Source organism: Nonomuraea recticatena, assembly GCF_039533245.1.
Lineage (GTDB): Bacteria > Actinomycetota > Actinomycetes > Streptosporangiales > Streptosporangiaceae > Nonomuraea > Nonomuraea roseola.
Map to the genome: position 1 here is coordinate 208,527 of NZ_BAAATE010000012.1, position 24,759 is coordinate 233,285.

Consider the following 24,759-nt stretch of genomic DNA (forward strand, 5'->3'; position numbering starts at 1 on the left):
CTATGACCAGTCTTGCCGATATCCGAGTGATTGACGCGGCGACGTTGTTCGCCGGGCCGTCCGCCGCGATGATGCTGGGCGACTTCGGCGCCGACGTCATCAAGATCGAGCACCCCAGTCGCGGAGACCCCTCGCGCGGGCACGGGGCCGCCAAGGACGGGGTCGGCCTGTGGTGGAAGTCGCTCTCGCGCAACAAGAGGGCCGCGGCCGTCGACCTGTCCAAGCCCGAGGGGCAGGAGATCCTGCGCCGCCTGGTGCGGGAGTCGGACGTGCTGGTGGAGAACTTCAGGCCTGGCACGCTGGAGCGCTGGGGCCTCGCGCCTGAGGACCTGCTGGCGCTCAACCCCCGCCTGATCGTGGCGAGGATGACCGGGTTCGGCCAGTTCGGGCCGATGGCGAGCCGGCCGGGGTTCGGCACGCTGGCCGAGGCGATGAGCGGCTTCGCCTCGATGACGGGCGAGCCCGAGGGGCCGCCGACGCTGCCGCCGCTCGCGCTGGCCGACGGCATCGCGGGACTGGCGATGGCCTACGCCGTCATGGTGGCGCTGCACGCCCGCGAGCGGACCGGACGCGGCCAGGTCGTCGACATGGCCATCATCGAGCCGATCATGGGCCTGCTCGGACCGCAGATGACGGCCTACAAGGCGCTCGGAGTCGTGCCGCGGCGCACGGGCAACCGTTCGAGCAGCAACGCTCCCCGCAACACCTACCGCACCAGGGACGGCCGCTGGCTGGCCGTCTCCACCAGCGCGCAGACCATCGCCGAGCGCGTGGTCACGCTGGTGGGCAGGCCCGACCTGGTCGCGCAGCCGTGGTTCTCCAGCGGGGCGGGCCGGGTAGAGCACGTGGAGGAGCTGGATGAGGCGGTCGGCTCGTGGATCGCCGCACGTGACGCGGAGGAGGTCGTGGCCCGCTTCGAGGAGGCGCAGGCGGCGATCGCTCCGATCTACAACGTAAAGGACATTGCCGAGGATCCGCAGTACGAGGCGCTGAACACCTTCGTCGAGCTGCCCGACGAGGAGCTGGGTTCGGTGACCGTGCAGAACGTGCTGTTCAGGCTGTCGGAGACCCCCGGCGAGGTGCGCTGGACCGGACGACCACTCGGCCGCGACACCGACGAGGTGCTGGGCGATCTCGACTACACGCCCGAGCAGATCAAGCAACTGCGGGAGAACGGGGTGATCGCATGAACCTCACGTGGCTCTATGTTCCGGCTGACAGGCCCGAGCGGTTCGACAAGGCCGTGACGTCGGGCGCCGACGTGGTGATCATCGACCTGGAAGACTCCGTCGCCCCCTCCCGCAAGGAGGAGGCCAGGCGCAACGCGGTCGCCTACCTGCGCGGCGGGGCGCCCGCCGTCCATGTGCGGATCAACGACCCGGCCACCGACGAGGGCCAGCTCGACCTGCGGGCGCTGGAGGGGCTCCCGATGGCGGGGGTGCGCGTGCCGAAGGTGGAGTCGCCCGCGGCGGTGGACCTGGTCGATCTGGACGCTCCGATCCACGCGCTGCTGGAGTCGGCGGCCGGTGTGGTCAACGCGGTGGCGATCGCGGCGCACCCGAGGGTGGCCGGCGTGGCGCTGGGCGAGCAGGACCTGATCGCCCAGCTGTCTCTCACCGACGAGGCGGCGCTCGACCAGCTGCGTATCAGGGCGGTGCTGGCCGCGGCCGCGGTGGGACTGCCGCCGGTGCCGATGTCGGTGTACGCCAACGTCGCCGACGACAAGGGGCTGCTGGCCTCGACCAGGCGTGGGCGGGGATTCGGGCTGTTCGGCCGCACCGCGATCCATCCGCGGCAGCTGCCGGTGATCCGCGAGGCGTTCAGGCCGTCGGGGGAGGAGGTGGCCGCCGCGCGGGAGATCGTGGAGGCCGCCGAAAGCGCCGTCGACGTGGGCGCGGTCGCGCTGCCCGACGGCCGCCTCGTGGACGCGCCGATCATCACGAGGGCGCGCCGCACGCTCGCGCTGGCCGAGCGGCTCGCCCTCTGAGCCTACGGCGGGGCGCGCCGTCAGGAGGGCGGCGCCCAGCGCTGCTCGAGCTCCTCGTCCGTGGGCGGAGGGCCGGGCAGCGGCTGGTGGGCGGGGGGGTTGCGCAGGGAGTCGAGCACCAGCGTCAGGTAGCGGTGCCGCAGCTCGGTGGTGCGCTGCCCGTCGCCGAGCTTGATGGAGGCGATCTGCTCGAACAGCAGCGCGATGTCGGCGGCGGTCACGTCGGGGCGCAGCGCGCCGGCCTTCACCGCGCGGTCGTGGACCTCGATGGCCAGCTGGGAGGCGCGCGCGGAGGCGTGGTAGAGCTCCTCGGTGGGCTGGAAGGTGCCGGCCAGCGCGATGGTGAGAGAGCTGGAGTCGGCGTCGACGATGTCGCGCATGTACGTCGTGAACGCCTCCCACGGGTCCCCCCGCATCGCCAGTGACTTCTCCGAGGCGGCGATGTAGAGCTCGAGGCCGTCGCCGCAGAGCTTCTGCAGCAGCCCCTCCTTGCTGCCGTAGCGGCGGTAGAGCGCGCTGATGCCGACCCCCGCCCGCTCGGACACCGCCGAGATGGGCGCGCTCGGATCGGTGGTGAAGACGGCTCTCGCCGCCTGGAGGATGGCTTCGTCGTTGCGGGCGGCCTGAGCACGGCGGCCGCTCATCGGTGTGGCGGTCATGACACGACCATACTACGGAACGAACGATTCCGTTCTGTATCCAGTTCATTAGTCCTAATGTCACGACAAATTGTTGACGAAGGGGTGACCGCGCGTTTACATCAAGGACGAGCCCGATGGTCTTGGAGGTATCGCATGAAACGAACCCCGATCGTGCTGGTCCTGGCAGGCGCGCTGGCCCTCGCGGGCTGCTCGGGCGGTGGCGCGGCACAGTCCGCCGCCCCCGCCACGGCGCCCGTCGGCTCGCCGGTTCCCACCGCGGCCCCCGCCGGAGGGGGCGGCACCTACGCCGTCATCACCCACGCGGCACCCGGCGACTCCTTCTGGGACGTGGTCAAGAACGGGGCGGAGGCCGCGGGCAAGCAGTACGGTGCGAGCGTCACCTACCAGGGCGACGGCGACGCGGCCAAGCAGTCGCAGCTCATCGACCAGGCGGTCACGCAGAAGGTCGACGGGATCGTGGTCTCGATGGCCAACCCCGACGCGCTGAAGGAGTCGATCGGCAAGGCCGTCGCCGCCAAAATCCCGGTGATCACCGTCAACTCCGGCCTCGACCGCTCCAAGGAGTTCGGCGCCCTCACGCACGTCGGCCAGTCGGAGGACGTGGCGGGGCGCGGCGCGGGCGAACAGCTCAAGGCGGCGGGCGTCACCAAGCTGCTGTGCGTCATCCACGAGGCCGGCAACGTCGGCCTCGACCAGCGGTGCAAGGGCGCCGAGCAGACGCTCGGCGGATCGGTCGAGCGCCTGCAGGTGGATGTCAGCAACCTGGCCGACGTCAGCTCCAAGGTGACCGCGAAGATCCAGTCGGACCAGGCGATCAACGGCGTGCTGGCGCTCAACCCCGCCGTGGCCATCGCGGCGAGGGACGCGCTCAAGGACGCGGGCTCGCAGGCCAAGCTGGGCACCTTCGACCTGTCGGGCGACGTGGTGACCGCCATCAAGGACGGCGAGGTCCTGTTCGCCGTCGACCAGCAGCAGTACCTGCAGGGCTGGCTGCCGATCACCTTCCTGCACCTGTACAAGTCCAACCTCAACACCGTCGGCGGCGGGCTGCCGGTCAACACCGGCCCGGGATTCGTGACCAAGGACAACGCCGAGCAGGTCGCCAAGCTCGCAGAGAGCGGAACCAGGTGAGCTCCGCGGCCGCCGACGAGCGCCTGGCCGACGTCGGCCGCCTGCGCCGCCTGCTGATCAGGCCGGAGCTCGGCGCGGTCGTCGGCGCGGTGGTGGTCTTCTCCTTCTTCGCGGGGCAGTCGGAGGTCTTCCGCTCGGTCGCGGGCATCGCCAACTGGCTCGACCCCGCGGCCACCCTCGGCATCATGGCGGTCGCGATCGCGCTGCTGATGATCGGCGGCGAGTTCGACCTGTCGGCGGGCGTGCTGACCGGCACCACGGGGCTGGTGCTGGTCACGCTCGCGACCAGGTTCGGGTTCAACGTGTGGCTGGCGATGCTCGCGGGCCTGGCGGTGGCGCTGGCCGTGGGCTTCGCCAACGGCCTCATCGTCACCAGGACGAGACTGCCCAGCTTCATCGTCACGCTGGGCACCTTCCTGATGCTGCAGGGGCTCAACCTGGGCGTCACCAAGGCGCTGACCGGCACCGTCCAGGTCGCGGGCCTGCGCAGGGCCGAGGGCTACGAGTCGGCAAGGGCCGTCTTCGGCGGCACCGTCGGCGACAGCGGGTTCAGGGTGGCCATCCTGTGGTGGGTGCTGGCGACCGTGGTGGCCACCTGGGTGCTGATGCGCTCCAGGGCGGGCAACTGGATCTTCGCGGTCGGCGGTAACGAGCAGGCCGCGCGCGCGGTCGGCGTGCCGGCCGCCCGCACCAAGATCGCCCTTTTCATGACCACGGCCTTCGCGGCATGGCTGGTCGGCTCGATCCTGGCGCTGCGCTACACCTCGGTGCAGGCCAGCTCGGGCATCGGCCAGGAGTTCATCTACATCATCGCCGCCGTCATCGGCGGCTGCCTGCTCACCGGCGGGTACGGCTCGGCCATCGGCGCCTCCATCGGCGCCGTCATCTTCGGCATGGCCGACAAGGGCATCGTCTTCCTCGGCTGGGACGCCGACTGGTTCAAGTTCTTCCTCGGGGCGATGCTGCTGCTGGCCACGCTCGCCAACCGTCTGGTCCGCCGCTACGCCGAAGAGGTGAAACGTTGATCCTCCAGACCAGGGACGTCGGCAAGTCCTTCGGCAGCGTGCTGGCGCTGCGCGGGGTGTCCATGAGCGTGGCCGCGGGCCAGGTGACCTGCGTGCTGGGCGACAACGGCGCGGGCAAGTCGACGCTGATCAAGATCCTGGCGGGGGTGCACCAGCACGACTCGGGCGAGCTGCTCGTCGACGGCGCGCCCGTGCGCCTGTCGAGCCCGCGAGACGCGCTGGACAGGGGCATCGCCACCGTCTACCAGGACCTGGCGATGATCCCGCTCATGTCGGTGTGGCGCAACTTCTTCCTCGGCTCGGAGCCGGTCAAGTCCATGGGGCGCTTCGACGTGGCACGCGCCCGCCGCGTCGCCCGCGAGGAGCTGCGCGCGATGGGCATCGACATCCGCGACGTCGACCAGCCCGTCGGCACGCTGTCGGGCGGAGAGCGCCAGTCGGTGGCGATCGCCAGGGCGGTGCACTTCGGGGCGAGGGCGCTCATCCTCGACGAGCCCACCTCCGCCCTCGGCGTCAAGCAGGCGGGGGTGGTGCTGCGCTACATCGCCAAGGCTCGCGACCGCGGCCTCGGGGTGGTGTTCATCACCCACAACCCGCACCACGCCTACCCGGTCGGCGACCGGTTCCTGCTGCTCAACAGGGGGACGAGCATCGGCGAGTACGGCAAGGCCGACATCACCCGCGAGGAGCTGACCACGCTCATGGCCGGGGGCTCGGAGCTGGAGCAGCTGGAGCACGAGCTCAGAAGGGAGTGAGCGATCTCCGCGTACAGCAAGATAGATCCCGACATTTCATGATGTGTGCTCCCGTAATGGTGGCTCCCGTGACGTGAGCTCTCGTGATCCGAGCTCGTGAGGGGGCTCGCATGAGGGGCGATGTCATGAGGGCGATCTTGTGACGGGGGTTCTCGTGAGGGGGGATCTCGTGGCGTGGGGACGAGGGGGAGCGATGGTTCGCTGGCGCGCTGTGGTGCCGGTCGTGGCCGCTGTCATGGTGGCGGGTCTGGGGGCGGCGCCGGCCGCTCACGCGCGGCCGGCGGAGAAGGTCGTCTACCTGACCTTCGACGACGGGCCGTCCGAGTACACGTCGAAGGTGCTCGCCATCCTCGGCGAGCACGGCGTGCGGGCCACGTTCTTCCAGCTCGGCGTCAACATCAAGGAGAACAGGGCGCTGACGAGGAAGGTGTTCGAGCAGGGCCACAGCGTCCAGAACCACACCTGGTCGCACCCCGACGTGCGCGGCCTGTCGTGGCCGGCGTTCAGGCGGCAGGTGCTCCACACCGACGCCGAGATCAGGAAGCAGACGGGGTACACGCCGCAGTGCCTGCGCCCGCCGTACGGGGCGGTGGACAAGCGGGCGCGCAAGCGCGCGGCGGCGCTCGGCAAGCAGGTCCGGCTCTGGACGGTGGACCCGCGCGACTGGGCCAGGCCCGGCTCGAAGGCGATCGCCAAGCGGGTGCTGGCGAACGTCAGGCCGGGCGGCATCGTGCTGCTGCACGACGGCGGCGGCGACAGGAGGCAGACGGTCGCCGCCCTCCCCAAGATCATCAAGACGTTGAAGGCGCGCGGTTACTCCTTCCACCGCCTGTGGTGCGGCTGATCCGAGCGTGACGGCCCCTGCCGCTCCTGGCCGCGGAAGCAGGGGGTGTCCGGCGATGCCGACAAAGCACCCTAAAGTGGCTGATCGGCCATCGCCAAGGGTCGATGGGACAAAGACGCGAACGAGAGGGCAACGATGACGCGCCAGGCAGTGTGGGCGGTTGTGACCGGCATGTACGACGCCTACACCAGGGGGGACAGGGCGGGCATCGACCGCCTGCTGCACCCGGAGGCCACGATCTTCGACTCGGCGGCCCCCGACCTGATCACCAGCAGGGCGCAGCTGGACAAGGTGCGGGACGCCAGGCCGACCGACGGCCCCGCCGAGACCGGTCTGCACGCCTACGACGAGGTCGTGGACGTGTGGGGGGACACCGCGCTGGCCCGCTACCTGCTGCGCGTCGACTACGCCGCGGGGGAGCCCGAGATCGTGCGCACCACCACCGTGCTGCGTCACCTCGACGGGGAGTGGCTCATCGTGCACGTGCACGAGAACAGCCTCTGACCTGCGGGTATTCTGAGGCCTCAAGGCAAGGCGCACAGCGCGGCCCGCCGGGCCGGTGCGTCGTGCACAGCGGAGGAGGGAGGGGGCGGCCCTATGGTGCGCCATATCCCCACAGCGCCCCCCTCCTCCGAGGAGTCTCCATGACCGCCACCGACGCCCGCACGCTGCCCATCGGGGCGGCCTTCGATCGGATGCTGTTCACCAGACGGCACGTGCTCATCGCCCTCGCCCTGTTCATCGCCTTCGTCATCGAGTCGTGGGAGCAGCTCGCCCTCATCTACGTCTCGGGCGACCTCGGCGAGTCCTTCGGCATCGACGAGGCGGGCATCGGGATCGTGCTGTCGGCCGTGGCCTTCGGCATGATCCCGGGGGCGCTCATCTGGGGGCCCGTCTCCGACAGGATCGGCCGCAAGCCCGCCGCCTTCTGGTCGCTGCTTGCCTACGGAGCGATCGCCTTCGCCTCGGCCTTCGCCCCGAACATGGCCACGCTGGTCACCCTGCGGGTCGCCTCGGGGCTGGCGCTGGCGGGCGTCTACACCATCACCTTCCCCTACTTCCTCGAACTGCTGCCCACCAGGAGCAGGGGCAGGGCGGCGGTCTACCTGTCCATCGGCTGGCCGATCGGCATGCTGGCCGCCATCGGCGCGTCGGTGGCGCTGGGCGACCTCGGCTGGCACGTGGTCGTCATCGCCAGCGCGGCGGCGGGGCTGTGGGCGTTCGCGATCAGGGCGTGGGTGCCGGAGTCGCCGTACTGGCTGGCCGCGCGCGGACGGCAGGAGGAGGCCCGCCAGGTCCTGCGCGAGCTGGGCAGCCCCGACCACGACGCGACCTTCACCGTGGCGACCGAGCGTGTGGGCCGCCCCCTCGACCTGCTGCGCGGCAGGCTGACGAAGATCACCGTGGCGATGCTGCTGCTGAACTTCGCCTTCAACTGGGGCTACTGGGGCCTGCAGACCTGGCTGCCGACGCTGCTGCAGGACAAGGGCCTGACCTTCGACGCCTCGCTGGGATTCGCGGCGCTGAGCGCGCTGATGATGATCCCCGGCTACGTCAGCGCCTCCCTGCTGACCGGGCGCTTCGGACGCAAGAAGGTGTTCCTGGTCTACGTGGTGGCCGCGGCGCTGGGCGGGCTGTGGTTCGCGCTGGCCGACTCCACCTTCGAGCTCTACGCGGGCAACTTCGTGCTGTCGTTCTTCAGCCTGGGCGCGTGGGGCGTCTGGAACACCTGGAACGGCGAGTTCTACCCGACGGCCCTGCGCGGCACCGGCTACTCCTGGGCCACGGCCTCGCAGCTGGTGGCCACGACGGTGGCCCCGTCGGCGGTGGGCGCGCTGCTGGCGGGCGCCACGGGATTCACCGCGACCATGCTGGTCATCAACGCGTTCATGGTGGTCACGGCGCTGCTGGCGGTGCCGCTGCCCGAGACCGAGGGGCGCGGCCTGGAATGATCCTCGGCGTCGCTCCCGGACGGTCCTCGACCACGGTCGCGGTCGTCCGCGACGGTGTCCTTGCCTGGTGGCGCGCCTATGACGGCGCCCTGCTCCCAGCCGGCGACGGCGAGGGCCTCCCCGCCTCCGCTCGTGCCTCTGCCGGCTCGGTGGGGAACGGGCCCGCCGAGGCGGGTCTCGGCGAGGTGAGGGCGGCCTGTGTCGCGGTCGACCTCGACGACGTGCGCGCCGCGCCCGTCGCCGCGATCAGGGTGGGCGGCCCGTGCCCGCCGGCGCTGGGCCCGCAGGTGACGCACCCGCGCGGGCTGGCCACGATCGTGCGCGGCGGCCACAGCCTCACCCGGCGCCCCCTCGCCCCTCTCGACGCCGCCGCCGTGCGCGCCTTCGCCGCCGGGTGCGGGCTGGCGGACTTCGCGGTGACGGCGACGGGCTCGCCGGTGCTGGCCGACCACGAGCTCGCGGTGGCCGAGCTGATCGCCGCCGAGGTGCCGGGCGCGCGCATCACGCTGTCCTACGAGTTCGGACGGCCTGGGCTGCGCGAGCGTGAGCGGCAGGCGATGCTCAACGCGGCGTTGCGGCCCGAGGCCGAGCGCCTGGCGGACGCGGCGGCCTCGTGGCTCGAGGGCATCCCGCTGTACTTCGCCAGGAGCGGCGAGGGCCTGGTCTCGGCGCACTACTTCCGCCGCTACCCCCTGATCTGTCGCGAAGGCGCCACCGCCGCCGCCCTGCACGGAGCCCACGCCCTGCCCGGCCCACACTCCGGACGCGCCGTCTCTCCTGGGCCCACGGGGAAGACCGAGGCCGCGCCGCCATGCCCGGCGGACCGCGGGCGAGGGAGTGCGGCCGTCTCGCCGGGCTCGGTGGCCGGTGCGGGGGAGGGCGGAGGCTTCCCGCCGGATGTGGCGGCCGCCTTCGGGGCCGCGCTGGCGGGACCGCTGGCGGAGGTGGAGCGGATCGTCCAGGCCAGGGGAAGGGCCGAGCTCGACAGGGCGCTGGCCGACGCCCGCGACGAGGCGCTGACCAGGGTGGTGAGCGCGGGAGCCGCTCCCGGCTCGGCGCGCATCGGCGAGGTGACGGTCAACCCGCTGTCCTACCTGCCCGACGGCCTCTACCGGGTCCGGGTCACCGCCGCGGGGACCACCCCATGATCGGGCGTGAGGAGTTGCCCGTGCTGGCGGCGGGGTCGAGGCTGTTCGCGACGGGCGCCGCCGAGTCCTCCTTCCAGCTGGCGGTGGACTGGGCGGACGCGGTGCTCGACACGCCCGTGGACCTCGTCGCGGCCGGAGACCTGCCGCCCGGCACCCTGTGCGTGGCCGTCAGCCTGGTCGGGTCGACGACCGCCCTGGGCGAGCAGCTGCCGGTAGGGCAGGAGCCCGCTCGTGCCGTACGGGCGCTGGAACGCAGGCTGGGCAGGCGCGCGGGCGCGGTCGTCGCGCTGAACCTGGCGGCGGAGAACGCGCTGCTTCCGCTGATCGCCGCCGCCTCGCTGGGGCTGCCCCTGGTGGACGGCGACGGCTCAGGGCGCGTGTTCCCGCTGGTGGAGCAGACCACCTACACGCTGGGCGGGGTCAGCTCCACCCCGCTGGCGCTGGCGGGGCCCTCGGGCGAGCTGGTGCTGCTGGAGACCGCGCCCGACAGGGTGGAGGAGACGCTGCGGCCGGTGGTGCTGTCGTTCGGCGGGTGGGGGCTGGCCGCCTGTTACCCGATGGAGGCCGCCGAGCTGGCGCGGGTAGTGGTGCCGGGCACGGTGTCGCTGCTGCTGGAGGCGGGCAGACCCGGTGCGCCGCGTTCGGTGGCCGCGCCGTACGGCGTGCGCAGGTTGTGCGAGGGCCGCATCGTCGCGGTGGAGGGCAGCAGCGGGCACGGCGCGGACGTGACGCTGCCGTCGGCGCCGTCGAGCATCGCGGTGGAGGAGAGCGAGGGGCTGGGACGGCTGGTGCGGCTGGAGGCGCACAACGAGATCGTGCTGGCCCTGGCCGACGGGGCGGCGGTGGCGATGGCGCCCGACCAGATCTGCATGATCTCGTCGGCGGACGGGGTGGTGGTGGACGTCGACAAGGCGAGCCCGGGGATGCGTGTCGAGGTGCTGGTGCTGCGCGCGGCCCCGGCGTGGCACACCGAGCAGGGCAGAGCCCTCGGCGGCCTGCGCGCCTTCGGGGTGCCGCTGTGAACGGGCCTGGTGAGCGAACAGGGAGCTGGGCGGAGGCGGGTGTGGTGGGTTGAGTCGTCGTCGCGAACCGAGGGGGAGTGGCGGTCACACGGATCGGCGCACGGAGCCGGGCGTGGTGGGCGGAGCGGGGGAGGCGTGAGTGGAGTGGTGGAGTTGTGAGCGGGCCACGTGGTGCGGTGGGCGGGGCGGCGGAGTGGGAGGCGCCCGTCACGGTGGCCGAACTGGTCAACGGCGGGCCGCTGGCGGGCGCGCGGATGTACGGCGTGGGGGAGAGCCCCGTCCATCAGGTGCGCATCGTCGACGAGCTGGCCGTCTTCTCCTCGGTGGCGCCGCACACGGCCGTGGTGCTGATCGGCGCGGCGGCCAGCGGCGGCTGGGCGGTGGAGATGGCGATGCGGCGGGCCTGGGAGCAGGCGGCGGCCTGCGTGATCGCCCCTGTCGGCGCGGTGGGGGCGGGCTCAAGCGCGGTGCTGTCCGAGCGGCTCGGCATCACGCTGGTGTTCGTGACGGCCGATCCGCTGGTGACGGCGGTGGAGGTGGCCTCCGCGGCGGCTCGTCCCGCGGCGGCGCGCACCCAGCTGGTGGCGCGCTGCGCGACCAGGCTGGCGGAGGCCGGAGCCTCGGCGCGGCGGGTGCTCGGGGTGCTGAACGCGGAGCTGCCTGGCACGTCGGTCGCCTTCGTCGACGAGTACGGCACCCGCCTGGCGGGCCGGGCGGCGGCGCTGTCGTCCGGGCTCGTGGGGGCGTGGCCGGCCGAGGTGGTCGTGCGGGGGCCCGCCGGTGAGGTGCTCGGCAGGCTGGTGGCCGGGGGTCCCGCGAGGTCGGCGGGCTGGCCTTCGGTGGTGCGCACGGTGCTGGAGCTGGCCGTCGCTCCGCTGGCGGCGTGGGCGGCGAGCGAACGGCTGGCGGCCGCAGGCGACTTCGCCCTCCAGTCCGCCCTGGCCGAGCGCCTGCTGTCGGAGGTCGCGAGCGGCCCGGAAAATTTGGAGGACACAGCCGGCCCCGACGTTCCCGGCAGCCTCGGCGGCTTTGAGGATACTGACGCCTCCGACGTTCCCGGCGACCTTGGCGGACGGTCAGGCCGGCGCGCTGATGACCGTAGGGCTGGTGAAGGGGTCTGGGCCAGGGCGGTGGCGTTGGGGTGGGCCGTGCGCGGGCCCGTGTCCGCCTTCATGGTCAGACCGTCCGGATGGACGGCGGGCAGGCAGGACGCCCCCAGGGCCGGCGAGGTGATCGCGGCCACGCTGGGTGGGGCTCCGGTAGTCAGGCGGGGTGACGGCTGGGCGGGCTGGTCCGCGCTCGAACCCGGCGAACTGGCCGAGCGGCTCGGCGCGTGCCTGCGAGCCCTGCCATGGCCGTGCGCCGCGGGAGTGGGCACCCCCGTGACGGGACTGCGCGCCGTGGGGGAGTCGCTGCTGGGCGCGGAGGCGGCGGCGTTCCTGGCAGGGAGCGGGCGTGTGGCCCGTTCGGACCGGCTGGGGCCCGCCGAGTTGCTGGCCGCCATTCCGGGGGGAGTTCTCAGGGCGCCGGCCACGGTCGTCCTGCGGCCGCTGATGGCCGCCGACAGGGAGGGCACGCTGCTGGAGACGCTGGGGGCGGTGCTGAGCGAGGGCGGCGCCGTCCGGGCGGCCGAACGGCTGGGCGTGCACCGCAACACGGTCACCGCGCGGCTGGAGCGGATCAAGGAGGTGGGCTACGACCTGGACGACCCGGCGACCAGACTGGCCCTGCACCTGGCCTGGCACGTGATCAGACAAGGCGGATCTACGTTGTAAAGGACGCCGGTGGTGTCATATCCCTGCCCGGCCCCGAACCGACGGATGCTCGTTGGCCAGGATCGTCCCAGGGCAACCGCATCCGGTACGTCGGCGCTACCACCCGACTACCACTGCGCTTGGATTCGTGTTGTCGGCTTGATCGGCTTCTGACTTCTGGCGGGCGAGGGTCAGATGTGAGCCCTGATCTGGCGCACGGGGTGCCCGAGCGCCTCCGCGAGCGCAGCCAGCTCTTCGTTGGTGAACCAGCTACGGTCGGGATTCCAGACGGCGATCTCGAAGCGGGCGAATCCACACGGCCAGTCGTAGTCCAGCGCGTCCAGGGCCGATTCGACGCCGCAGCAGGGGAGCTCGACCGCCAGGGTGGCGAAGCCGTCCTCGCAGTTCGCTTCCAGAAGAGCTGACCACCACTCGGTGCCGATCGACATCCCGCAGTGCGGACAGCCGATCCTCTCCAGGTTCTGGCCGCAGTCGACGGCGGTGAGCCTGTCGTGCCACGTGACGTCGATCTCGGCGTCGACGCCGCCGGGCGTGCCGGGTGCCAGGTCCGCGACCATCGCGGCGGCGCGGTCAGCGGCGGCCTTGCTCTTCGAAACGGGCGCCACCTGGTGGAAGCGCACGCCGGGTAGCGCCCGCGGATGCCGGCCAGGCGGCGCTCTCATGGCTACGCGTGGGGCCGGGGCCTGTGCGTCTCGTTGAGCTGGATGATCTGAAGGTAGTTTCCATCAGGGTCCGCGAATGTTCCGAAGCGGCCGTTGGGGCGGTCGGAGACGGGGAACAGCCAGTCCACCCCTGCCGCCCGCAGCTGGGCCTCGACGGCGTCGAAGTCGTCGACGTGGAAGTTGAGTATCATCCGGCCCGGCTCGTTGTTCTTCGTGTCGACGTCATCGCGCTGGTCGATGACCAGCAGAAAGCCGCCCAGATCGATCGCACCCTCACCCTCGTGTGCCGGTGCGAGCGCCCTTCGGTACCACTCACGCAGTTCTGCGGGCCGGGTGGTGCCCAGAAGGATACTGCCGGGCTTCGGTGTGATCATTTCAGTCTCCTTGTCGTTGATTTCGCGGGGACGCTTTCGAGCAGGGGCGACACGAAATCACCGGCCGCCAGCTGACACTTGTTCTCCGACGTTTGCCGACTTGACCTCGACGAGGATCACGTTCACTTCGCCCGCCAGCAACTCCCAGGCGTGATCGAAAGCGTCGTCTTGCCAGACGACCGCGCCGGGGTTGAGATCCACGATCTGCGTCGTCCCATCCGCCCAGGTCACTTTCTGCCGCCCGGAGCCGAGGTTGACCACGAGCATCGGCGGGTGCGAGTGCATCGCACTTTCCCAACCGTGGGAGGCGCGCGCATGGATCACCCGAACGTGTTCGTTCTCGAACAGGACTTGGTGCGCATCGGGATCCACGATCGACGCATGCTCGGGCCTCTGGGCGGAGGCCGGGCTCTGGTTCGAAAGAGAAGTACTCATCGCAGGCTCCTGTCTTCCTGGTTGTCGCGCGACCTTGGCGCCGGCGGCCACCACCGGATCGGTCCGGTGATCTCGAGTGGGCCATGGGCTGTCGCATGGGTCTGTCCTTCCGAGCGGCAGGTCGCCGCCGAGCGCCACCTGCACCTCGCTGGTTCGTCAGGCCGCTGCTAAACGATAACCACATGAAGTTGTTAAAAGCAACCGAGCTAGGTAGTACTTTAGGAGTAGCGATCAGTGGTCAGGCTCTTGACGTCATCGGAAGCGGCGGGCGAAGAGTTGTGAAAAGCAACTACAGTGAGTGGTAGTTCCGGATCAGGGCAGACCGAGGAGAGAGCAGCCATGCCGACCAGCCGTAGCTATCGGGACTCCTGTGGGATGGCTCGGGCTCTCGACGTCGTCGGGGAGCGATGGGCACTGCTGGTCGTCCGCGAGCTGCTCCTGGTGCCTCAACGCTTCTCCGAGCTGCGGCACGCTCTGCCCAACGCCAGCTCGAACCTGCTTGCCGATCGGCTTCGAGAACTCGAGCATCACGGGGTGATCCGTCGCCGCAAACTGGCGTCAACGGCAGGCCCGCAGGTCTACGAACTGACAGAGTGGGGCCGGAAGCTGGAACCGATCGTCCTGGCTCTGAGCGATTGGGGGATCGATGCCCCCCACCCCCCAGAGCCCACCTCACTCAGCGCCACCTCGGTGCTGATCTTCCTGCGAGGTCACGTTCGTCACGACCCGGCGGCGCCGCCGATCGTTTGTCGCCTCGATCTCGACGGCTCGGTCTGGACGGTCTGCGTGGACTCCGGACAGGTTCAGGTGCGGAGCGGTGAGCCTGCCACGGCCGACATCTCGCTTCGTACGGACCCGAAGACGCTCGGCGGCCTCCTGGCCGATCCGGCCTCGCTCGACGCTGCGCTCGCCGAAGGGAGCGTGGCCCTTGTGGGCGACCTTCTGGCCCTCAAGCGGCTGCTGTACGGAGTCGCCGACTCCCCACCTCGGCACTGGACCTCCCAGGAGTAGCTCGGATCTTCTGAGCGGCCCGTGCCGTCAGGCTGCGCGCACGGCTGCCCCACGCTTCTCCTTGGCTTCGGCAGGCCGAACGTCGATCGAGTGCGTTCGACAGACAGGTCGAGCGCTCGCCCGCAGGTATGACGAGCCAGCCCCGACACCGAGCCCGGTGAGCGAGCCGGTCACTGCCGCATCCTCGGGTCGTGCGTGGGATCGGCATACATGGGCGGGCAGCCGCGATCGACAGCCTTGGGGCGCAGTTCGTAGTGCCAGGGTTCGTTGCGGTAGATCTGGCACAGCCCGTAATCGGCGCCGTGCTCGGACAGCCACGCCGTGGCGTCGACGGGTCCGATGTCGATCGCATCTCCCGAGACGTGAAGGGAGGTCTCCGCCGTGGCCACCCATCGCGCGGCCTCGTCTTCTGAGCCGTACGTGGAGACCGCCTCACGACGAAGCCGATTCTGGTACTCCGGTGAACGCCATCCGCTGTTGACCCGAAACTCGACGCCGTCTTCCATGGCATCCGTTGCAGCTCGGCGGAGGGCCTTGAGCAGATCCGGATCGAGGTTGGCCACGGCCGGGATCTCGTCATCGAAGACTGTCGCGCCGTCGGGAACGGCCCCGGCCGCCTCGCCGACGCCGATGGGTGACGCGGCCGAGGACGACGCCGACTGATAGCCGACGGCCCCGATGAACGCCGTGATGACGACTGCCAGGGCGACGATCACGAGCCTGGGAGTCCGGCGGGTTGCTGCTCGTGCTGGTGCTCTGCTAGCCATGCCTCCAGTCAAGGAAGCGTGGGGTTGCCAGCACGTATGAGGTTTTTGATATGCCGGCGATATGCGCCGGCTCGTAGTGTCGGAGCATGCGTGTGCTGATCGTCGAGGACGAGCCGTATCTGGCAGAAGCCATCCGCGACGGGCTGCGTCTGGAAGCGATCGCCGCCGATATCGCCGGTGACGGTGATACCGCTCTGGAACTGCTGAGCGTCAACGCCTATGACATCGCTGTCCTCGACCGCGACATTCCCGGCCCCTCCGGTGACGAGGTCGCGGAACGTATCGTCGGTTCCGGTAGCGGCATGCCGATCCTCATGCTCACCGCTGCCGACCGTCTCGACGACAAGGCCTCCGGGTTCGAGCTCGGCGCCGACGACTACCTCACCAAGCCGTTCGAACTCCGAGAACTCGTGCTCAGGCTCAGAGCACTCGACCGCAGGCGCGCGTACAACAGGCCTCCTGTGCGAGAGATCGCAGGTCTGCGAGTGGACCCGTTCCGCCGAGAGGTCTACCGTGACGGCCGGTACGTCGCGCTGACCAGGAAGCAGTTCGCCGTGCTCGAAGTTCTCGTCGCCGCCGAAGGCGGTGTCGTCAGCGCCGAAGAACTGCTGGAACGGGCATGGGATGAGAACGCGGACCCGTTCACCAACGCCGTGCGCATCACGGTCTCGGCGCTGCGCAAACGGCTCGGCGAACCCTGGGTCGTCGCCACGGTGCCCGGCGTCGGGTACCGCATCGACACGGCATCCGGCACCGGGGGGTGAAGGCGATGACCGTGGACAGGGCACCCGGGTTGAGCGTTCGCCTCAAACTCACCCTCAGCTACGCGGGGTTCCTCATGCTCGCGGGCGCCCTGCTGCTCGCGGCCGTGTGGGTGTTCCTGCTGCGTTACGTACCTGAAGTGATCCACACGCCCGGGCTGTTCGTACCCAACCAGTCCGACCTCCTGCGCGCCTTCGCCCCAGCGGCAACCGCGGTGCTGGTTTTCCTGCTGATGTTCGGCCTCCTGGGAGGATGGCTCCTCGCCGGCAGCATGCTCGCGCCCCTGACCCGCATCACCAATGCCACACGCAGGGCCGCGGAAGGATCGCTCTCCCACCGGATCGAGTTGGAAGGCCGCAGTGACGAGTTCCGCGAACTCGCCGACGCCTTCGACACGATGCTCACCCGGCTCGAAGCACACATCGCCGAACAGCAGAGATTCGCAGCCAACGCCTCTCACGAGTTGCGCACCCCGCTGGCGATCTCGCGGACACTTCTCGACGTGGCCCGCAACGATCCGAAGCGCGACACCGGCGAACTCGTCGAACGCCTCCACGCCGTCAACGCCCGAGCGATCGACCTCACAGAGGCGTTGCTCATGCTCAGCCGTGCTGACCAGAGGTCCTTCACCCGCGGATACGTCGACCTGTCCCTGGTCGCAGAGGAAGCCACCGAAACGTTGCTCCCCCTCGCCGAGCGACGTGGAATCTCCCTCGAGGCCTCCGGCGACATCACCCCGACCATCGGATCGCAGGCGCTCCTGCTGCAGATGACCACGAACCTCGTGCACAACGCGATCGTCCACAACCTGCCCACCCAGGGGGCGATCTGGGTGAGCACCAGCGTTCACCCCGGGTCCGTCATGCTGACTGTCGAGAACACCGGCAAGAAGCTCTCACCACAGCTGGTCCCCACCCTCACCGAACCGTTCCAGCGCGGCACCCAGCGCGTACGCGACGACCATGCAGGCGTGGGCCTCGGCCTGGCCATCGTCAAAAGCATCACCCAGGCACACGACGGAACACTCACCATCACCCCCCGCCCTGACGGAGGGCTCCGCATCACCGTTGAACTTCCCGCCGCACCACTGACTGATCTCGCGGGCTACTCCTGGCCCCGTTCTTCCCCCGCGCGATGACGACGGCCGTCGAGGAAGGTCGCAACGATGGCCGGCCGGGTTCCCGCCCAGGTCAGCTGTCCACCGTGGCCGGCTGAACCGGTGCGAAGGTCGCCTGACCGGCGCGGCGGAAGCACCAGAGGCGACGGCCTAGTGCGATCGCCCCGAGCACGCAGCAGGCGAGGCAGAAGAGCGCCAGCAGCGGCAGCAGCCAGGCGGTGACGATCCAGTACTGGAAGCTGAACGCCCCCCAGACCAGCGTCGGCAGCGCCGCGCCCAGCACCGTCACCAGGGCGAGAGGCACGAGCCGCAGAACCAGCCTCGGCCGGCGCGCCGCGCGGCGTCGCGAGGCCCAGCGGCGCGCTCGGACGGCCGCGGTGACGAGCAGCGCGGCCATCCCCACCGTGAGCCCGAGCAGGACCGCGTTCACGACGGTGAGCGGGTTGCTCATCGGCGTTGCCGGTGATCCGATCCGTTCGGCGAGAAGGTTGGTCGAGAGCAGGCCGGGATCGCCGCCACTGTTGGTGAGGACGAGGACGGCCACACCGGCCTTGGGCGAGAAGACCATGTCCCCGGTCCACGTCGCCAGTGTTCCGCCGTGGCCGATCACCGACGGCGGGGCGTCCGGTGCGACGGGACGGGACTGCCAGCCGAGGGCGTAGCCGCCGGCCTTCGGCTGGACGGTGTGCAACTCGGCCAGGGAAGCGGCGCTCAGCAGGTCCGCCTTGAAGGTTCCCTGGTTGAAGCGCAGCCACCGCACCATGTCGTCCAGGGTCGAGATCACCCCGCCGTTGCCGACGCACATCCCCGGCATCTCCGGTGCCGCGACGGCCAGCCCGAGAACGACCTCGTACCCGGACGGCAGCCCCTCGGCACGATCGGAACACCCCAGCGTCGAGCTGGTGCCGGTCATGCCCAGCGGCGTGAACAGTTCGGCGTGGAGGAAGGCGTCGAAGGACTTCCCCGACACCACCTCGACGATCCTCGCCGCGACCGAGTAGTTGGTGTTGTGGTACTCCGAGCGGGTGCCCGGATCGGCGGCCAGGGTCTTGTCGGCCAGTCCGGCCACGATGTCCTGCGCGCTGCGCGGAGGGGGGAACACGTACTCGTCGTTCGTGCTGTTCGACAGCCCCGAGGTGTGGCTGAGGAGCTGGCGCACGGTCATCCCGGTGAAGCGCGGATCGGCCATCCTGAAGTCGGGCAGGACCTTGACGACCGGGTCGTCCAGGGAGAGGCGGTCACGGTCGACCAGCAGCATGATCGCCGCCGCCGTCATCGACTTGCTCATCGAGGCGATCCGGAACCGGGTCCGCGCCGTCACCGCGTTGCCGTCCCCGTCCCGGCCGCGGACGATCGTCTCGACCGACGACCTGTCGATCACGGCCGCCGCGACACCCGGCGTGCCGAAGACGGAGCGGTAGTCGTCGACCAGTCGTTCGCCGGTGGCATGGGCCGGTGCTGTCCAGCCGAGCAGCACGGCGACGAGCACACCGCCGAGGACGAGGAGGGAGGTCACACGAGGAAAGGGCAGACGTAGGAGATGCACGACGTCGAACCTAGGCCGGGCGTCACCGGCCGACATCACCCCAAGGGGTGAGACGGGACCACCAGCAGGATGGAATCTCAGTCAGGCAGATCGGTGCGACCCACAAGCCCGTTCTCGTACGCGTGGATCACCGCGTGCACGCGGTCGCGCAGGTGCAGTTTCTGCAGGACGGCCCGGACGTGCGACTTCACCGTGTTCTCGCTCAGCACCAGTTCCGCGCAGATCTCGCTGTTGGACCTGCCGCGGGCGAGCAGGCCGAAGATCTCGACCTCGCGTGGGGTGAGGCCGTCCAGGGCCGCCGTCCTCCGCATCGGCACCTGCCGTACGAGATCGAGAATCGTCGCGGCCACACCCGGGGCCAGCGCCGACGTCCCTGAGGCGACGTCACACACGGCCTGGGCCAGGGCGGCGGGCCTGACGTCCTTGGTCAGGTAGCCGCTCGCGCCGGCCCTGATGGCAGCCACGACCAGTTCGTCATCATCGAACGTCGTCAGCATGAGCACCCGGGTCGCCGGTGCGATCCTGACGATCTCCGCCGTGGCGGCGACCCCGTCCATGCGCGGCATGCGGATGTCCATCAGTACCACGTCGAGGCGGTGCCGTCGGACGACCTCGATCGCGTCGCTGCCGTTCGCGACGTCATGGGTGACCTCGATGCGTTCGTCGGCCGACAGCACCGTACGGAGCGAGGCCCGCAGCAACTCCTGATCGTCGACGAGCATGACACGGATCCCGGTCACGCCCCCTCCTTCGTGGGGAGCCGCGCCCGCAGCATCCACCCGTCGTCCCCGTCGTCGATCGACAGGGTGCCGCCCGCGGTACGCACACGTTCCTCGATCCCTATCAAGCCGGTCCCCTGGCTGCCGACGTCGCGAAGCGCCTTGCCGCCGTCGTCGCGCACCTCCACCACCACCTCGGCCGGGGTCCAGCGCAGGCGAACGGTCACCTCGACCGGTGGTTCGAGGTGGCGCAGCGCGTTGGTGATGCCCTCCTGCACGGTCCGGACCGCCGCGACCTCGGCACTCAGGCTCAGTGGCCGTCGCTCACCCACCTCCGCGAACGTCACCGCATGGAGCGGGCTCGCCGCCGAGGCCACGAGGTCGGGGAGGGCATCGAGCGCGATCGGGACCTCTCTGGGCCGGGAACCGGCACGCGGCGCCACGGTGGCCGGGCCCAGGGTGGCCAGCATCGCTCGCAGACCTTGGTGGGCGTCCCGGCCGGCCTCGGCGATGTCGCCGAGTTCGCGGCGGGTCGCCGGATCCGTCGTCGTCACCGCCGCGGCCTCGATCCGCGCGACCATGACGGTGACCGTGTGGGCGATCACGTCGTGCAGGTCGCGGCGGATGCTGGCCCGTTCGTCCGCGACCGCCGCGGCCAGCCGTTCGCTCTCGGCTCGTCGGCCGGCCTCGTGCCTGCGGCGTACCAGCAGGGCCGCAAGCCACACACCGCCGACCACGAGCATCAGCAGCCCGCCCTCGACCAGGCGGGTCCACCCTGGGACGTCAGGGGGCAGCCGGGCCCACGCCACCAGCTCGGTGAGGACGATCCCGAGCGCGGCGACGGCCAACGCGACGACCGAGGACCTGACCGAGACCCGGCTGGTCAGCCGCCACAACGTCAGGGGGAAGCACGCGGCCGAGGGCAGCATGGTCGGTGACCACCCCAGGAATGGCGTCGTCACCAGGACGAGCATGCCGAGCGCGCCGATCACGTACCCCACCCACGGCCGTCGATGGGCCACCACCGCTCCCACATGGAGCAGGACGGCAGCTCCCGCCGCGGCCAAGACCTGCCACAGGTCCGCGCCGAGGTGCCAGACGCCCGCCAGGATGATCACTGTCAGGAGAGCCAGGACCACATGCGCCACCGCCGTCGTCGCCGGCCATGTGCTCCGGCGCTGGGAGACCGTCACGGTCGTCGCCTCCCGGTGGACCGCGTGACGGGATGTGATCGATGTTCCTCGACGCCCGAGATCTCCTCGAGGGTGAGCGGGGCGGCGTCGGCGGTGCCGCGCGCCTGCCGTACACGGGCCTCGATCCGGTCGACGTCGCCGCGTTCGGCCGCAGGCAGGGGAGCGCCGACGGCGCGACGGGTGGCGGCCGCGGTGGCGAGCAGGCGCGCGGCCAGGTCGTGGCGTCCTGCCAGGGAGTGTGCCCCTGCCAGCCCTTCGAGGGCGAGGGCGACGGCGCGGGGGTCGCCGCTGGCTCGGGCGGCGGCCAGTCCCTGCAGGTGGAGGTCGAGGGCGCCCGCGTGGTCACCGCGCTGCTCGGCGACGAAGCCGAGCTCGGCCAGGACGAGGGCGCTGCCGGGCCTGGCGTCGAGCCTGCGCATCCAGTCGAGCCAGGCGCGCAGGTGGGTTTCGGCCTCGTCGAGGTGGCCCTGGCGTCTGGCGGTGAGGGCGAGGCCGGTCTGGGCGAACTCCTCTGCCGGCTTGTTGGCCTGTTCGGCGGCGAGCCGTCCTGCGCGGGTGTGAAGCTCGCGGGAGCGGTCGTGGTCGCCGGTGAGCAGGGCGATACGGCCGAGGCTGGAAAGGCGCCAGGAGATCTCGCTGGTGAGTTCGAGCTCCTCGGCGAGGCGGAGTCCCTCGGTGCGCAGGGCGGTGGCGCGGGCGTAGTCGCCGGTGATCTCGGCGTGGGTGGCGAGCAGGTCGGCGGCCCGGCTCTGCCCCCAGCGGTCGCCGACGGCGCGGAAGGCGTCGAGGGCCGCCTGGGCGTCGCGGTGGAGGCTGAGGAGGTCGCCGGACTGGAGCGCCTTGGCGGCGCGGGTGCTCAGGGCGGCCGCGGTGCCCCACGCGTCGCCGAGGTCGCGGTAGGCGGCGAGCGCGGCGTCGGTGAGGTGGACGGTGTCGTCGCCGATGCCGCGCTGGGCGAAGGCGAGCGACCACTGCGCCCGGGCCAGCCCCGCGGGGTCGTCGTGGAAGAGGGCCAGGGCGGCGCCGGGGTCGGCCGGTTCGCCCGACAGGAGGGTGAAGGCGGCCTGCCATGCGGCGGTGCGTGCGTTCGGGCCCTGCCGGAGGGCCCTGGCGAGGTGGCGGCGGGCTTCGGTGAGGCGGCCGCGCAGGAACCAGTACCAGGCGAGGGCGTCGACGAGGCGGTGGGCGTGGTCGGCGGGGGCGTGGTCGAGGGCGGCGCGGAGGTTGGCGGTCTCGGCGTCGAGGGTGGCCAGCCACTGGCGTTGGCCAGGGCCGCGCAGGTGCGGGTCGGCCTGTTCGGCGAGCGCGGTGTAGTAGGCGGTGTGGCGCTCGCGGACGGCGCCGAGTTCGCCCGCTTCGCGGAGGCGTTCGAGGCCGTAGGCCTTGACCGACTGCAGGAGGCGGTGGCGCGGGCCGGGGCTGAGGAGTGAACGGTCGACCAGGCGGGCGAGGATGTCGGCGACGTCGATGTGGGGTTCGGCGCAGGTGTGCTCGGCGGCGTCGAGCGCGCATCCGTCGGCGTGGACGGCGAGGCGTCGCAGGACGACGCGTTCGGGCTCGGTGAGCAGGTCCCAGCTCCAGTCGATGACGGCGCGCAGGGTGCGCTGACGGGGCGGGGTGCCACGCTGCTCGGCGGTCAGGAGGTGGTGCTGGAGGCGTTCGGCGAGGGCGTCGGCGCCGAGGGCTCTGGCTCGGGTGGCGGCCAGCTCGATGGCCAGCGGGATGCCGTCGAGGTGGGGGACGAGGGCTGCGGCGTCGCCGGGGGTGAGGCTGGGAGCGCGGGTGAGGAGGAGCTCGGCTGCGGCGGCGGGGTCGAGCGGCGGGACGGGCCAGGGGTGCTCGCCGGGGATGGCGAGGGGCTCCCTGCTGGTGGCGAGGATGCGGAGGGCGGGGACGCGGCGCAGCAGCGTGGCGCCGAGGTCGGCGGTCGCCTCGATGAGGTGCTCGCAGTTGTCGAGGACGAGGAGCGTGGGGTGGCGGGCGTGGAGGGCGGTGGTGAGGTCGGTCGTGTCGGGCAGGCGCAGGGCCTGGGCGACGGCCTGGGCGGGGTCGTCGGTGTCGGCCAGTTCGACGAGGTGGGCGTTGGGGTGGGCGCGGGCCGCCTCGATCGCCAGCCTGGTCTTGCCGACGCCTCCAGGCCCGGTGAGGGTGACGAGTCGTGACCTTTCGAGGGCCGCGCGGACCTCGCGGACGGCGTCGTCGCGGCCGACGAGGTCGGTGAGCGCGGCGGGCAGGTCGGATCGCGGGGGCTGGAGGGCGGGGTCCTGCCTGAGGATGGCCTCGTGCAGGGCGGTGAGCTCGGGTCCTGGGTCGAGTCCGAGCTCGTCGGCGAGCAGGGTACGGGCCTGGGTGAAGGCGTCGAGGGCCTCACTCTGGCGGCCGGCCCGGTAGAGGGCGCGCATGTGGAGGGCGCGCAGCCGCTCGCGGAGCGGGTGTCGCGCGACGAGGGCGGCCAGTTCGACGGGGTGGCCCTGGGCGAGACGCTGTTCGGCCTGGTCTTCGAGCGCGGTGAGGCGGAGCTCTTCGAGGTGGGTGATGGCGGCCGCGGCGAAGGGCTCGTCGGCGTGGTCGGCGAGGGCGGGTCCGCGCCACAGGGCCAGCGCCTCGTCGAGGCGGCCTTCGCCGAGGAGCGCGCGGAAGCGGGTGGCGTCGAGGTGGACGGCGCGCAGCGCGTAGCCGGGGGCCTGCGAGACGACGAGGTCGCGGGCGCCGGGCTCGGCGGCCTCGAGAGCGCGGCGCAGGTGCCAGATCTTGGTCTGGAGCGCGGCGTGGGCGTCGGTGGGCGGTGTGTCGCCCCAGAGATCGTCGATGAGGCGGTCGGCAGGCACGACCTGTCCCTCGTGGGCGAGCAGGTCGGCCAGCAGGGTGCGGACCTTGCGTTCGCGGACGCGGACGGGCGTGCCGTCCTCGGTGTGGACCTCCAGGGGTCCGAGTATCGCGAAGCGCATGGGCGACACCGTATCGAGAGCGGATCGAGAGGGCCTCGCCGCAGGGTGGTGGGCATGACTTCAGTGACGGTGATCGGGCTCGGCCTGATGGGCAGGGCGCTCGCGGGCGCCTTTGTGAACGCGGGACTTCGGACGACGGTGTGGAACCGTTCGGCTGGAAAGGAGGTGGAGGGGGCGCGGCGCGCGGAGAGCGTGGCGGCGGCGGTCGGCGCCTCTTCGCTGGTGGTGGTGTGCGTGGTGAACAACGACGCGGTGCTCGGGGTGCTGGAGCAGGCCGGTTCGCTGGAGGGCAGGGTGCTGGTGAACCTGACCAACGGCACGCCTGCGCAGGCGCGGGAGGTCGCCGCCAGGGTAGCCGAGCTGGGCGGGCGCTACGTCGACGGCGGCATCATGGCGGTGCCGCAGATGATCGCGGGGCCGGGGGCGCTGGTGCTCTACAGCGGCTCGCGGGAGGCCTTCGAGGAGCACAGCGCCACGCTGGAGGTGCTGGCGGAGGCGCGGTTCATGGGCGAGGACGCGGGCGCGGCCGCGCTGTACGACCTGGCGTTGCTGAGCGGCATGTACGGCATGTTCGGCGGGATCTACCACGCGTTCGCGATGGTGCGGGCGTCAGGTGGTGACGTGCGGGAGTTCGCGCCGATGCTGACGGCGTGGCTGGCGGCGATGATGGCGGGTACACCGCAGGCGGCCGAGGAGGTCGTTTCCGGCGACTACACGACGGAGGTGTCGGCGCTGGCGATGAACCAGCTGGCGATGCCGAACTTCTTCGAAGCCAGCAAGGAGCTGGGCCTGCGGGGTGACCTGCTGGTGCCGATCAGGGACATGATCGACAGGGCGGTCGAGGCGGGTCACGGGGCCGACAGCCTGACGCGCCTGGTGGACATGGTCAAGGAGTAGGCCGGCTCCCCGCCGCGCCGGTCCGGG

Annotated in this window: 24 protein-coding genes; 15 read left to right on the plus strand and 9 right to left on the minus strand. The window is 71.2% G+C overall.

The annotated features are described in order from the left end of the window. Positions 1-2: 2 nt before the first annotated feature. Both ABFX50_RS24010 and ABFX50_RS24015 read left to right on the plus strand, forming a co-directional pair. On the plus strand, positions 3-1,190 hold the full coding sequence (locus ABFX50_RS24010; protein ID WP_346149583.1) for a CaiB/BaiF CoA transferase family protein: 1,188 nt from the start codon (positions 3-5) through the stop codon (positions 1,188-1,190). Continuing rightward, positions 1,187-1,987, plus strand: a complete 801-nt coding sequence (locus ABFX50_RS24015) for an HpcH/HpaI aldolase/citrate lyase family protein (RefSeq protein ID WP_346149584.1) — start codon at positions 1,187-1,189, stop codon at positions 1,985-1,987. Before ABFX50_RS24010 ends, ABFX50_RS24015 begins: the two co-directional genes overlap by 4 nt. Before the next feature lie 20 nt (positions 1,988-2,007). Here the strand turns inward: ABFX50_RS24015 and ABFX50_RS24020 are convergent, their stop codons facing one another. Continuing rightward, the gene (locus tag ABFX50_RS24020; protein WP_246453705.1) at positions 2,008-2,646 is read right to left on the minus strand and encodes a TetR/AcrR family transcriptional regulator; all 639 of its coding nucleotides are present in this window, start codon (positions 2,644-2,646) and stop codon (positions 2,008-2,010) included. Positions 2,647-2,781: 135 nt separating this feature from the next. Between ABFX50_RS24020 and ABFX50_RS24025 the strand changes: the two genes are divergently transcribed. From ABFX50_RS24025 to ABFX50_RS24065, 9 genes are all read left to right on the plus strand, one after another. Beyond that, positions 2,782-3,780, plus strand: coding sequence for a sugar ABC transporter substrate-binding protein (locus ABFX50_RS24025; protein ID WP_346149585.1), 999 nt, complete (start codon positions 2,782-2,784; stop codon positions 3,778-3,780). Then, entirely contained in the window at positions 3,777-4,805 is a 1,029-nt protein-coding gene (locus ABFX50_RS24030) for an ABC transporter permease (protein WP_346149586.1), read from the plus strand. Before ABFX50_RS24025 ends, ABFX50_RS24030 begins: the two co-directional genes overlap by 4 nt. After that, positions 4,802-5,560: an ATP-binding cassette domain-containing protein gene (locus ABFX50_RS24035; protein ID WP_183661294.1), complete on the plus strand. Its 759-nt coding sequence runs from the start codon at positions 4,802-4,804 to the stop codon at positions 5,558-5,560. The genes ABFX50_RS24030 and ABFX50_RS24035 overlap by 4 nt, the downstream gene beginning before the upstream one ends. A 193-nt stretch (positions 5,561-5,753) precedes the next feature. Then, positions 5,754-6,404 carry a polysaccharide deacetylase family protein gene (locus ABFX50_RS24040; RefSeq protein ID WP_346149587.1) on the plus strand — a complete coding sequence of 217 codons (651 nt, stop codon included), beginning with the start codon at positions 5,754-5,756 and terminating at the stop codon, positions 6,402-6,404. Positions 6,405-6,539: 135 nt separating this feature from the next. Beyond that, positions 6,540-6,908 carry a nuclear transport factor 2 family protein gene (locus ABFX50_RS24045; protein WP_346149588.1) on the plus strand — a complete coding sequence of 123 codons (369 nt, stop codon included), beginning with the start codon at positions 6,540-6,542 and terminating at the stop codon, positions 6,906-6,908. 140 nt (positions 6,909-7,048) lie between these two features. Then, positions 7,049-8,356, plus strand: coding sequence for an MFS transporter (locus tag ABFX50_RS24050; RefSeq protein ID WP_346149589.1), 1,308 nt, complete (start codon positions 7,049-7,051; stop codon positions 8,354-8,356). Then, positions 8,353-9,504, plus strand: coding sequence for a hypothetical protein (locus ABFX50_RS24055; RefSeq protein WP_346149590.1), 1,152 nt, complete (start codon positions 8,353-8,355; stop codon positions 9,502-9,504). Before ABFX50_RS24050 ends, ABFX50_RS24055 begins: the two co-directional genes overlap by 4 nt. Next, positions 9,501-10,526, plus strand: coding sequence for a DUF917 domain-containing protein (locus ABFX50_RS24060; protein ID WP_346149591.1), 1,026 nt, complete (start codon positions 9,501-9,503; stop codon positions 10,524-10,526). The genes ABFX50_RS24055 and ABFX50_RS24060 overlap by 4 nt, the downstream gene beginning before the upstream one ends. A gap of 155 nt (positions 10,527-10,681) precedes the next feature. Beyond that, on the plus strand, positions 10,682-12,301 hold the full coding sequence (locus ABFX50_RS24065) for a PucR family transcriptional regulator (RefSeq protein WP_346149592.1): 1,620 nt from the start codon (positions 10,682-10,684) through the stop codon (positions 12,299-12,301). A 170-nt stretch (positions 12,302-12,471) separates the two neighbouring features. On the opposite strand, the gene ABFX50_RS24070 is transcribed toward ABFX50_RS24065, so the two are convergent. From ABFX50_RS24070 to ABFX50_RS24080, 3 genes are read right to left on the minus strand one after another with little or no spacing between them, the layout of a single operon-like run. Further along, complete coding sequence (locus ABFX50_RS24070) at positions 12,472-12,963, minus strand: hypothetical protein (RefSeq protein WP_346149593.1); 492 nt, start codon at positions 12,961-12,963, stop codon at positions 12,472-12,474. Between the two features lie 2 nt (positions 12,964-12,965). After that, positions 12,966-13,337, minus strand: coding sequence for a VOC family protein (locus tag ABFX50_RS24075; protein WP_346149594.1), 372 nt, complete (start codon positions 13,335-13,337; stop codon positions 12,966-12,968). 57 nt (positions 13,338-13,394) lie between these two features. Continuing rightward, positions 13,395-13,772: a hypothetical protein gene (locus ABFX50_RS24080; protein ID WP_346149595.1), complete on the minus strand. Its 378-nt coding sequence runs from the start codon at positions 13,770-13,772 to the stop codon at positions 13,395-13,397. Positions 13,773-14,111: 339 nt separating this feature from the next. On the opposite strand from ABFX50_RS24080, the gene ABFX50_RS24085 reads away from it, so the two are divergent. Next, complete coding sequence (locus ABFX50_RS24085) at positions 14,112-14,783, plus strand: winged helix-turn-helix transcriptional regulator (protein ID WP_346149596.1); 672 nt, start codon at positions 14,112-14,114, stop codon at positions 14,781-14,783. Between the two features lie 170 nt (positions 14,784-14,953). On the opposite strand, the gene ABFX50_RS24090 is transcribed toward ABFX50_RS24085, so the two are convergent. Beyond that, the gene (locus ABFX50_RS24090) at positions 14,954-15,499 is read right to left on the minus strand and encodes a M15 family metallopeptidase (protein WP_346149597.1); all 546 of its coding nucleotides are present in this window, start codon (positions 15,497-15,499) and stop codon (positions 14,954-14,956) included. 137 nt (positions 15,500-15,636) lie between these two features. Here ABFX50_RS24090 and vanR-Sc point away from each other — a divergent pair, with 137 nt between their 5' ends. Together vanR-Sc and ABFX50_RS24100 are read left to right on the plus strand one after the other, a co-directional pair. After that, the gene (gene vanR-Sc / locus ABFX50_RS24095) at positions 15,637-16,314 is read left to right on the plus strand and encodes a VanSc-type vancomycin resistance response regulator transcription factor VanR (RefSeq protein WP_346149598.1); all 678 of its coding nucleotides are present in this window, start codon (positions 15,637-15,639) and stop codon (positions 16,312-16,314) included. 11 nt (positions 16,315-16,325) lie between these two features. Next, positions 16,326-17,450, plus strand: coding sequence for a sensor histidine kinase (locus ABFX50_RS24100; protein WP_346149599.1), 1,125 nt, complete (start codon positions 16,326-16,328; stop codon positions 17,448-17,450). Positions 17,451-17,502: 52 nt separating this feature from the next. On the opposite strand, the gene ABFX50_RS24105 is transcribed toward ABFX50_RS24100, so the two are convergent. The 4 genes from ABFX50_RS24105 to ABFX50_RS24120 all read right to left on the minus strand — a co-directional run bounded on the left by ABFX50_RS24105 (position 17,503) and on the right by ABFX50_RS24120 (position 23,835). Next, the gene (locus ABFX50_RS24105; RefSeq protein WP_346149600.1) at positions 17,503-18,975 is read right to left on the minus strand and encodes a serine hydrolase domain-containing protein; all 1,473 of its coding nucleotides are present in this window, start codon (positions 18,973-18,975) and stop codon (positions 17,503-17,505) included. A gap of 77 nt (positions 18,976-19,052) precedes the next feature. Continuing rightward, entirely contained in the window at positions 19,053-19,715 is a 663-nt protein-coding gene (locus tag ABFX50_RS24110; RefSeq protein WP_346149601.1) for a response regulator, read from the minus strand. Then, positions 19,712-20,833 (minus strand): sensor histidine kinase, encoded by a 1,122-nt coding sequence (locus ABFX50_RS24115; protein WP_346149602.1) that lies wholly within the window; start codon positions 20,831-20,833, stop codon positions 19,712-19,714. Before ABFX50_RS24115 ends, ABFX50_RS24110 begins: the two co-directional genes overlap by 4 nt. 50 nt (positions 20,834-20,883) lie before the next feature. Beyond that, the gene (locus tag ABFX50_RS24120; protein ID WP_346149603.1) at positions 20,884-23,835 is read right to left on the minus strand and encodes an ATP-binding protein; all 2,952 of its coding nucleotides are present in this window, start codon (positions 23,833-23,835) and stop codon (positions 20,884-20,886) included. 54 nt (positions 23,836-23,889) lie between these two features. On the opposite strand from ABFX50_RS24120, the gene ABFX50_RS24125 reads away from it, so the two are divergent. Then, the gene (locus ABFX50_RS24125; RefSeq protein WP_346149604.1) at positions 23,890-24,732 is read left to right on the plus strand and encodes an NAD(P)-dependent oxidoreductase; all 843 of its coding nucleotides are present in this window, start codon (positions 23,890-23,892) and stop codon (positions 24,730-24,732) included. Positions 24,733-24,759: the final 27 nt, after the last annotated feature.